At 66.7% G+C, this 10207-nt stretch carries 9 protein-coding genes; 2 read left to right on the top strand and 7 right to left on the bottom strand.

The window, feature by feature from the left end; translation table 11 throughout:
• Positions 1–124: 124 nt before the first annotated feature.
• From der to ndk, 7 genes are all read right to left on the bottom strand, one after another.
• Positions 125–1522 (bottom strand): ribosome biogenesis GTPase Der, encoded by a 1398-nt coding sequence (der, locus tag ACM0O9_RS18685; RefSeq protein ID WP_005413118.1) that lies wholly within the window; start codon positions 1520–1522, stop codon positions 125–127.
• 18 nt (positions 1523–1540) lie between these two features.
• Positions 1541–2749, bottom strand: a complete 1209-nt coding sequence (gene bamB, locus ACM0O9_RS18680) for an outer membrane protein assembly factor BamB (protein ID WP_005416243.1) — start codon at positions 2747–2749, stop codon at positions 1541–1543.
• Positions 2749–3387 carry a YfgM family protein gene (locus tag ACM0O9_RS18675; protein WP_014036903.1) on the bottom strand — a complete coding sequence of 213 codons (639 nt, stop codon included), beginning with the start codon at positions 3385–3387 and terminating at the stop codon, positions 2749–2751. Before ACM0O9_RS18675 ends, bamB begins: the two co-directional genes overlap by 1 nt.
• Positions 3388–3452: 65 nt before the next feature.
• Positions 3453–4322: a RodZ domain-containing protein gene (locus ACM0O9_RS18670; RefSeq protein WP_088496168.1), complete on the bottom strand. Its 870-nt coding sequence runs from the start codon at positions 4320–4322 to the stop codon at positions 3453–3455.
• An 18-nt stretch (positions 4323–4340) separates the two neighbouring features.
• Complete coding sequence (pilW, locus tag ACM0O9_RS18665; protein WP_065195934.1) at positions 4341–5126, bottom strand: type IV pilus biogenesis/stability protein PilW; 786 nt, start codon at positions 5124–5126, stop codon at positions 4341–4343.
• Entirely contained in the window at positions 5113–6318 is a 1206-nt protein-coding gene (gene rlmN, locus ACM0O9_RS18660) for a dual-specificity RNA methyltransferase RlmN (protein WP_005409296.1), read from the bottom strand. Before rlmN ends, pilW begins: the two co-directional genes overlap by 14 nt.
• Positions 6319–6328: 10 nt before the next feature.
• Positions 6329–6754, bottom strand: coding sequence for a nucleoside-diphosphate kinase (ndk, locus tag ACM0O9_RS18655; protein ID WP_005409295.1), 426 nt, complete (start codon positions 6752–6754; stop codon positions 6329–6331).
• A 368-nt stretch (positions 6755–7122) separates the two neighbouring features.
• On the opposite strand from ndk, the gene ACM0O9_RS18650 reads away from it, so the two are divergent.
• The gene (locus ACM0O9_RS18650) at positions 7123–7776 is read left to right on the top strand and encodes a TetR/AcrR family transcriptional regulator (RefSeq protein WP_005416238.1); all 654 of its coding nucleotides are present in this window, start codon (positions 7123–7125) and stop codon (positions 7774–7776) included.
• 39 nt (positions 7777–7815) lie between these two features.
• Complete coding sequence (locus ACM0O9_RS18645) at positions 7816–10188, top strand: 3-hydroxyacyl-CoA dehydrogenase/enoyl-CoA hydratase family protein (RefSeq protein ID WP_414604111.1); 2373 nt, start codon at positions 7816–7818, stop codon at positions 10186–10188.
• Positions 10189–10207: the final 19 nt, after the last annotated feature.

Genomic DNA, 10207 nt, shown 5'->3' with positions numbered 1-10207 from the left:
GTGCCGGCCGCTGGCCGGCATGGCCATGAACGCATCGGACGACCCGAGGTTGCCGGCCAGCGGCCGGCACTACCGGTAGGGGCGCGAACAAAAAAGGCGGCCCTGCGGCCGCCTTTTTCGTGAATCACTTGCCCTTGACGTGCTTCATCAAGCGCCGCTTGGCCTTGACCTGCCGCTCGGTGAGGACGTTCTTCTTGCCCTCGTACGGGTTGGTACCCTCGCGGAAGATGAAGCTCACCGGCGTGCCGATCAGCTTGAAGCGCTTGCGGAAGAAGTTCTCCAGGTAGCGCTTGTACGACTCCTGCAGCTCCTTCAGGCGCGTGCCGTGCACGATGAAGGTCGGCGGGTTGGAACCGGCCGGGTGCACGTAACGCAGCTTGGAGACATGGCCGCGGATGGTCGGCGGCGGATTGGTCTCGTAGGCCACTTCCAGCGCCTTGTTCACTTCGCTGGTGGTGAAGGTCTTGTTCGCCGATTCGTGCGCACGATGCACCGCACGGAACAGCTCACGCAGGCCCGAGCCATGCTTGGCCGAGATGCGCACGGACTCGGCCCACGGCACGAAGCCCAGCTTCAGCGACAGCATGGTTTCGGCCTGCTCGCGCTGGTACTCGGTCAGGCCATCCCATTTGTTGATGGCGATCACCAGCGCGCGGCCGGCGTCGAGCACGGCACCGAGCACGGTGGCGTCCTGGTCGGTCACGCCTTCGGTGGCGTCGAGCATCAGCACGGCCACCTGGCACTGCTCGATCGACTGCATGGTCTTGACCACCGAGAACTTCTCGACGACCTCATCCACGCGCGAACGACGGCGCAGGCCGGCGGTGTCGATCAGGCGGTACTCACGGCCGTCGCGCTCCAGGTCCACCGCGATCGAGTCGCGGGTGGTACCCGGCACGTCGGAGGCGATCATGCGCTCCTCGCCGAGGATGCGATTGACCAGGGTCGACTTGCCCACGTTCGGGCGGCCGACAAAGGCGATGCGGATGCGGTTCGGGTCGTTGTCCAGCTCTTCGCCGCTGCCTTCTTCCGGCAGGCGCTGGATCACTTCGTCCAGCAGGTCGTCCAGGCCCTGTCGATGCGCGGCCGAGACGGTCAGCATCTCGCCGAAGCCATAACGGGCGAACTCGGAACGCACGCTGTCCTCGTCGGTGCCGTCGATCTTGTTGATCAGCAGCAGCGTCGGGCGCGACAGCTTGCGCAGCCAGGCCAGGATCTCGTCGTCCAGCGCCGAGGTGCCCTCGCGGGCATCGACGACGAACAGGATCAGGTCGGCTTCGGCCGCGGCCGCACGGGCCTGGCGCGTGGTGGCGCCGGCCAGGCCTTCGTCTTCCCCGGCGATACCACCGGTATCCACGACGAGGAAATGGTTGTCCTCGTCGAGGCGGCAGACACCGTAGTTGCGGTCGCGGGTGACGCCGGGCTGGTCATGGACCAGCGCGTCACGGGTGCGCGTAAGCGCATTGAAAATAGTCGACTTGCCGACATTCGGCCGTCCAACCAGGGCGACCAGAGGCAGCATCGCGATTACTCCAATTTTTTAGTTTGCCAACCGGAAGGCGGTCAGCTTGCCATCCACGTTCTGCACCAGCAGCACCCCGTCGACGACGACCGGCTGGGCCAGCAGGGCGTCGCCGCCACTTTTTGCCCGTGCCGCCATCGCACCATCGGAGGCCTGCAACCAGTGCACGTATCCCTTGTAGTCACCGACCACGACGTAGTCGCCGTGCAGTGCCGGGCCGGTCAGGGAGCGACGGGCCAGTGCCGTCTGCGACCACATGGCTGCGCCGCTGGCCTTGTCCAGGCCGAACACGCCGCCCTTGTTGTCGGTCACGAACACATTGCCCGACGACACCGCCACGCCACCTGCGCCGCCATGGTCGCGCGCCCACAGCGGGCGACCGGTCGGGCCTTCGATGGCCATGGTCTGGTTCTTGAAGCTGCTCACGTACAGGGTGTTGCCATCGAGCACCGGTGCGCCGTCGACGTCCGCCATGCGCTCCAGCTCGGTGCGGCCTTCGCCGTTGCCGAGGTTCTGTTCCCACAGCGTGCGGCCATCCTGCTGGGCCAGGGCCGCAACCGCGCCCTCGTCCTTGCCGATGAACAACACGCCCGGGCCGGTCACCACCGGCGCGTTGCCGCGCACGGTCAGCGCCGGCAGCTCGCTGGGGTTGAACCACTTCTGGGTGCCGTTGCCGACATCGAAGGCGGTCACACGACCGTCGTTGCTGCGCACGTAGACCATGCCCTGGGCAACGGCCGGCGCGGCGATGACTTCACCCGGAACACGGGCGCGCCACTTCTCGCTGCCGTCGTTGATGTCCAGCGCGATGACCTGGCCATCCAGCGTGCCGATCACGACCAGGTTCTCACCGACACCCGGGCCGCCGGACAGGCGCAGCTTGGCCTTCTTCTTTTCCTTCTTCGGCTCCCAGGTCCAGACCTTCTTGCCGGTCTGCAGGTCGATGGCGTGCACGCCACCGGTGATCGCCGCAGCGAACACGTGGCCGTTGGCCACCGCCGGGCCCTGGCGCACACCGATGCGACGCTCGCCCTTGCCGAGGTTGACCGACCAGATCTTGCTGACCTTCACGGTCGGCTCGAACTTGACCAGCTCAGCCGGTTCCTGTGCCTTCTTCGCCGCCGCGTCCTTGCCAGCGAACCAGCCCTTCATGGTGCCGCAGCCGGTCAGGGCCATGCCCATCAGGAGCACGGTGGCGACGCGGGTGATCATGACCTTCTGACTCATCAAACCGACTCCGCAGGGGCGGCAACGGTGCCGCCGGCGTCCATAACCTTGGTTTCCAGCAGGCGCCGCTGCGGCGCTGCCACGTCCAGCGTCTTCAGCGCCTTCTCGTACTGTACGCGGGCGTCGTCACGCTTGCCCTGCGCCATCAGCGCATCGCCATGGATTTCCAGGCTGCTGCTGTCGGTGGCGCTGCCCAGCAGCTTGATGGCCTCGTCGCTCTTGCCGGTGGCCACCAGCAGGCGGGCCACACGCTGGTCGACCACGCGCTGCAGGTCGCCTTCGACCTTCACGTTGCGCAGGGTGGCCAGTGCCTCTTCGTTCTTGCCGGCGTCGACCTGGGCCTTGGCCAGCTGCAGCGCCGCGAGGTCGCCGTAGATGCTGGACGGACCGGCTTCGAGCGCCTTGACCGCCTTGGCGGCGTCGTCGAGCTTGTTCTGCTGCAGGCCCTGCAGGGCCTTCTGGTACTCGACATTGGCCGAGGCCAGCTTGCTGCCCTGCTCCTTCTGGTACCACTGCCAGCCAGCAATGGCACCGATGGCGATGACTACGCCACCGAGGATGCTGGCGCCATTCTTCCGCAGCCAGCTGCGGACGCGTTCACTTTGTTCGTGCTCGTCGAGCAGATCGTCGATCGCCATGCGTACTCTCGCCCCGCCCGTCGGGAGGGACCATTGGGTTTAATCGAAGGTGGTGAAACCGCGCCTCAGTGCGAAACCGGGACTACGGAGCCTTCAGAGGATACCTGAAAGCGTGCCACGTTGGCTCGCTGGTAGGGGGTCAGATCGACGATAGCGCCGTTCTGCTGAACCTGGACCGCCGAGGCGTTGCCCAGGGTCACCCGGGTCACCTGGCCCGGCGTGAAGCTGCGGGTCTCGCCGGACTTGATCAGTGCCTTCTCGACGGTGCTGCCGTCCGGGCCGCCGATGTCGACCCAGCTGTCGCCGCTGAACTGCATTTCCAGCGCATTGCCGGCAGCCGGGGCCGGCGCCGGGCGCGGCACCGGGGCCAGCGAGGCGACGTAAGGGGTGGCCGCCGGCTTGCTGGCCGGGGCCATGGCCGCTTCGGCCGGGGCGGCCGTCTCGCTACCGGCTGCGGACGGCGTGACCGGCACGGCGGCCGGGATCACGTCCAGCGAGGCGGTGCTCGGCGACGGGGTCGCGCTGCCGTCGAAGTGGCCACGGGTGGCGAACCACACCGGCACCGCCAGCACGGCGGTGATGCCCACATACAGCGCGCGCCGGCCGAGGTTCTCGGCAATGCGGCGCGCACGCGGGGTATGGGTATGGCTGACCAGGGTGGGCGGAACCACCGGGCCGACCTGGGCCTGTTCCAGCAGCTCGCCCACGTCCACGTCGAGCAGGCGCGCATAGCTGCGCAGCTGGCCGCGCACGAACACCGGCGCCCCCAGCTTCTGCCATTGTTCCTCTTCCAGGGACTTGACCACCTGGACCGGCATGCGCAGGCGCGAGCCGACATCTTCGAGGGTCAGTCCGGCCGCTTCACGGGCCTGGCGCAGGCGGGTGCCGCAGCCGGCCGCAGTCTCGAGAGCGCTCACAGTCTGGTCATCAATCACAATGCATCAACCCTGGAGTTAGGAGCCCGCATCCTGCGGAAATTCCTGTCGAATCCGCTGCAGATAGCGATCAGATGCCGCCCGATCGCCCAGCCTCGCTTCGATTTGAGACGCAAGTTGTAACACGGAACGCGTTGCGGGTGCAGCCGCAATCCTACGTTCGGCGAACGCCCGGGCCTCCATATAGCGGCCTTGGCGGAAGCTCAGCTGGGCCATCGACTCCAGCGCAACCGGGTTGGCCGGCGCCGCGACGAGTGCCGCGCGCAGGTCGCGCTCGGCACGTTCGAGCTGCCCAGCGTCCAGTGCGCAACTGCCGGCATTGGCCTGCGCTTCGCCCGGGGTGGCATAGCCCGGCGCCTGCAGCGCCCGGTCGAACCAGACCAGCGATTCGGCCGGCTGGCCCTGCTGGCACAACCAGGCACCGTAGTTGTTGAGCACGTCTCCGCGCTGCGGCGCCAGCTCGGCGGCCTTGCGGAAATTCTCGCCCGCCTGGCGGGTGCGGCCACGACGGTCATCGATGCCAGCCTGCAGCACCAGCGCATCGGGCGCCTCCGGCGCCAGCTTCAGCGCTTCGCGCACCTTGCGCTCGGCGGCGTCGAGATTGCCGACCTGCATGTCGCGGGTCGCCAGGGTCAACAGGTCGCGCCAGCGCACTTCGCGCCGCACGCTTTCCGGGTCAGCCACCGAATAGACCGGCGCCTGGCTAGGCCCGAGCTTGGCCTTGGGATGGGATTTGCAGCCGCCGACCGCAACGGCCAGCATGCCTGCGAACAGAACCAGCCAGAGGCGGTCAGGCCGCGGCATCGCTCCCCTTCCCCGCCTGCAGCGTCTTGTTGAACTCCGCCTGGCGGCGGGTGCGGTCCATTACCTGGCCCTTGAGCTGGCCACAGGCGGCATCGATGTCGTCGCCACGGGTGCGGCGGACCATGGTCAGCACGTTGCTGTCGAGCAGGATCTTCTGGAAGGCGCGGATGTGCGCTTCTTCCGAACGCTCGTAGCGGGTGCCCGGGAACGGGTTGAACGGGATCAGGTTGACCTTGCCCGAATCCTTGGCCTGCACCGCGTTGTCGAACTGGCGCATCAGGCGGGCCAGCTCGCGGGCATGCTCGGGCTTGTCGTTGATGCCCTTCATCAGGGTGTATTCAAAGGTGACCGACTCGCGGCGCTTGTTGGCGCGCAGGTAGCGTGCACACGAGGCCATCAGCTCGGCGATCGGGTACTTCTTGTTGAGCGGCACCAGCGTCTCGCGCAGCGCGTCGTTCGGCGCATGCAGCGACACCGCCAGCGACACGTCGCTTTCGGCAGACAGGCGGTCGATCTGCGGCACCAGGCCAGAGGTCGACAGGGTCACGCGCTTGTTGGCCAGGCCGTAGCCCAGGTCGTCGCGCATCACACTCATGGCGCGCACGACGTTGTCGAAATTCATCAGCGGCTCACCCATGCCCATCATCACCACGTTGGTGAGGCGGCGCATCTGGTGCGGCACGTTGCCCAGGTGGCGTGCGGCAACCCACACCTGGCCGATGATCTCGGCGGTGGTCAGGTTGCGGTTGAAGCCCTGGGTGGCGGTGGAGCAGAACGTGCAGTTCAGGCCGCAACCGACCTGCGAGGACACGCACAGCGTGCCGCGGGTCTTGTCCGGGATGTACACGGTCTCGATGGCGTTCTTGCCATCCACGCCCATCGCCAGCAGCCACTTGTGGGTGCCGTCGGCGGAGGGCTTGTCGAACACGATGTTGGGAACCAGCACCTCGGCATGGGCCTGCAGCTTGGCGCGCAGGACCTTGCCGAGGTCGGTCATTTCATCGAAATCGGTGACGTAGCGATGGTGGATCCACTTCATCACCTGATGGGCACGGAACTTCTTTTCGCCGAGGACCTCGACGAAAAACTTCTCCAGGCCCGCGCGATCGAGGTCGAGCAGGTTCTGCTTGCCAGCCGTGGGTGCCGACTTCGGCAGCGGCTGGATGGCGGGGGACTGTACGACCTCGTTCACGGCATTACTCTCAGCGCGAGACGACTTCGGTGGCGGCGAAGAAGTAGGCGATCTCAATCGCGGCATTCTCGACCGAGTCCGAGCCGTGGGCGGCGTTGGCATCGATGGATTCGGCGAAGTCGGCGCGGATGGTGCCCGGCGCGGCTTCCTTCGGGTTGGTGGCGCCCAGCAGGTCGCGGTGGGCCAGGACGGCGTTCTCGCCTTCCAGGGCCTGGATCATCACCGGGCCGGAGATCATGAACTCGACCAGCGCGTTGAAGAACGGACGCTCGCGGTGCACGGCGTAGAAGCCTTCGGCTTCACGACGGGACAGCTGCTTGTACTTGGCGGCCACGACCTTCAGGCCGGCCTTCTCGAAGCGGGCGTAGATTTCGCCGATGACGTTCTTGGCAACGGCGTCCGGCTTGATGATCGAAAGGGTGCGCTCCAGCGCCATGGGATGTCTCCAATGGAATCGGGCCGCTGATGGCCCGAAGGGTAACATGAAAAAAACCCGCGTCGGGACGCGGGCTTAGCCTGATAAACGTAGGCGAATTGTAAAAGATAAAGCCGCGGCATGGTAGTGCCGGCCGCCGGCCGGCAACCCCGTCGCGGCCAAGGGTCGGATTCCCGCAGGGGCTCTGACCCATTCCGGGGCCCACCGTTGGGGTCGGAGCCCCATTCGGGGATCCGACCCCACCCCATCGCATTCACCCACCTGAGTGAAATCTGAACGGCCCGGGCAACTTTGCTGCACTGCAAAATGCCATACGCCACCGTCTGGTCCTAGTATCAAACAATCGTTTGATTAAGGTCCGCCCGCCGATGGCCAAACCCGCCCACTTCTCGACCAAGGACCGGATCCTCGGCGCGGCCGAGGAGCTGTTCGCCCAGCACGGCTTCGCCGGCACCTCGCTGCGCCAGGTGACCAGCCAGGCCGATGTCAACATCGCTGCGGTCAACTACCACTTCGGCTCCAAGGAAAACCTGGTCAACGAGGTGTTCCGCCGCCGCATGGACGAGATGACCGGCGCCCGCCTGTCACAGCTCGAACGTGCCCGCGCCGAGCACCCGGGCGAACTGCGCCCGGTGCTGGCCGCCTTCGTCGAGCCAGCGCTGGCGCTGGCCCAGGACCGCCAGAACGGCGGCGCCTTCGTGCGCGTGATCGCCCGCGCCTACGCCGAGAAGAACGACAACCTGCGCAAGTTCCTGTCCGACCACTACGGCCACGTGCTGCGTGCGTTCGGCAAGGCCATCGGCGAATGCGTGCCGGACCTGAGCAAGGAGGAGCTGTACTGGCGCCTGGACTTCCTGGCCGGCTCGCTCACCTATGCCATGGCCGATTTCGGGCTGATCAAGCGTCCCGCCGGTGTCACCGAAGCGGCGCATCGTGCCCATGCCGCCCACGAACTGATCCATTTCGCCGAAGCCGGGTTCCGCGCCGCCGCACGCGCCAGCGCCCTGCCCGCTTCCGTTTGATTCCACCCAGTAACTGCTGACCAACAAAGGCCCTACACCATGTCCAATTCCCTGCTAGTCCGCCGCGCCGCCGTGCTGGGTGCCGGCGTCATGGGTGCCCAGATCGCCGCCCACCTCACCAACGCTGGCGTCGACACCGTGCTGTTCGACCTGCCTGCGAAGGAAGGTCCGGCCGACGGCATCGTGCTGAAGGCGATCGCCAACCTGGGCAAGCTGAGCCCGGCGCCGCTGGCCAGCAAGTCGCTGGCCGAAGCCATCACCCCGGCCAACTACGAGTCCGGCCTGGAGCAGCTGAAGGACTGCGACCTGATCATCGAGGCCATCGCCGAGCGCATGGACTGGAAGCAGGACCTGTACAAGAAGATCGCCCCGTTCGTGGCCGACCACGCGGTGCTGGCCTCCAACACCTCGGGCCTGGGCATCAACAAGCTGGCCGACGTGCTGCCCGAGCAGCTGCGTCACCGCTTCTGCGGCGTGCACTTCTTCAACCCGCCGCGCTACATGCACCTGGCCGAGCTGATCCCGGCCACCACCACCGACGACGCCGTGCTGGAAGGCCTGGAAGCTTTCCTGGTCACCACCCTGGGCAAGGGCGTGGTGTACGCCAAGGACACCCCGAACTTCATCGGCAACCGCATCGGCGTGTTCTCGATTCTGTCCACCATCCACCACACCCAGCAGTTCGGCCTGGGCTTCGACGAAGTGGACGGCCTGACCGGCCCGCTGGTCGGCCGCCCGAAGTCGGCCACCTACCGCACCTCCGACGTGGTCGGCCTGGACACCATGGCCCACGTCATCAAGACCATGGGCGACACCCTGCCGAACGACCCGTGGCATGAGTTCTTCAAGTCGCCGAAGTGGCTGGACGCGCTGATTTCCAAGGGCGCACTGGGCCAGAAGACCGGCGCCGGCATCTTCCGCAAGGTCGGCAAGGACATCGTCGTGCTGGACCTGGAGAAGCAGGACTACCGCCCGGCCGACCGCACCGCCGCCCCGGAAGTGGTCGAGATCCTGAAGATCAGGAACCCGGCCGAGAAGTTCGCCAAGCTGCGCGAGAGCCAGCACCCGCAGGCGCAGTTCCTGTGGGCGACTTTCCGTGACCTGTTCCACTACAGCGCCTACCACCTGGCCGACATCGCCGAGACCGCGCGCGACGTCGACCTGGCCATCCGCTGGGGCTACGGCTGGTCGCTGGGCCCGTTCGAAACCTGGCAGGCCGCCGGCTGGAAGCAGGTCGCGCAGTGGATCGCCGATGACATCGTGGCCGGCAAGAGCATGAGCAACGCACCGCTGCCGGACTGGGTGTTCGATGGCCGCGATGGCGTGCACGCCGCCGAGGGCAGCTACAGCCCGTCGCGCAACGCCAAGCTGCCGCGTTCGTCGCTGCCGGTGTACCAGCGCCAGCGCTTCCCGGACCCGCTGTTGGGCGAGAAGTTCGCGCCGGGCGAGACCGTGTTCGAGAACGACGGCCTGCGCATGTGGCACGACGGTGATGGCATTGCCGTGGTCAGCTTCAAGACCAAGATGAACACCGTGTCCGACCAGGTGCTGGATGGCCTGCAGGAATGCGTCAGCCGCGCCGAGAAGGACTTCCAGGGCCTGGTGATCTGGCAGCAGAAGGAGCCCTTCTCTGCCGGTGCCGACCTGGCCGGTGCACTGGGCCTGCTGCAGGCCGGCAAGGTCGACCAGTTCGAAGAGATGGTCGCCAACTTCCAGCGCACCAGCCAGCGCATCAAGTACTCGCTGGTGCCGGTGGTGGCCGCCGTGCGCGGCCTGGCCTTGGGTGGTGGCTGCGAGTTCCAGATGCACAGCGCCAAGACCGTGGCCTTCCTGGAAAGCTACATCGGCCTGGTCGAAGCCGGTGTCGGCCTGCTGCCGGCCGGTGGCGGCCTGAAGGAACTGGCGGTGCGCGCCTCGCAGGCTGCGGGCCCGGGCGGTGATGTATTCGCCGAACTGAAGAAGACCTTCGAGACCGTAGCGATGGCCAAGGTGTCCAACTCGGCGGTCAACGCCAAGGAACTGGGCCTGCTGCGCAGCACCGACAAGGTGGTGTTCAACAGCTACGAAGCGCTGCACATCGCCAAGGCCGAAGCTCGCGCCCTGGCCGAAGCGGGCTACCGTCCGCCGCTGCCGGCACGCCGCATCCAGGTGGCCGGTGACGTGGGTATCGCCACCTTCAAGATGATGCTGGTCAACATGCTGGAAGGCCGCTTCATCAGCCCGTACGACTACGAGATCGCCGAGCGCATCGCCACCGTGCTGTGCGGCGGCAAGGTCGACCGCGGCACCCTGGTCGACGAAGAGTGGCTGCTGACCCTGGAGCGCAAGCACTTCGTCGAACTGGCCCAGCAGGAAAAGACCCAGGCCCGCATCGCGCACATGCTGAAGACCGGCAAGCCGCTGCGGAACTGACGGAAGGCATCGGTAGTGC

This window comes from Stenotrophomonas sp. FR012 (assembly GCF_047520565.2).
Classification (GTDB): Bacteria; Pseudomonadota; Gammaproteobacteria; order Xanthomonadales; family Xanthomonadaceae; genus Stenotrophomonas; species Stenotrophomonas sepilia.
Note: the sequence above shows the minus strand (reverse complement) of the source record. Positions and strands in the feature narration are given on the sequence as shown.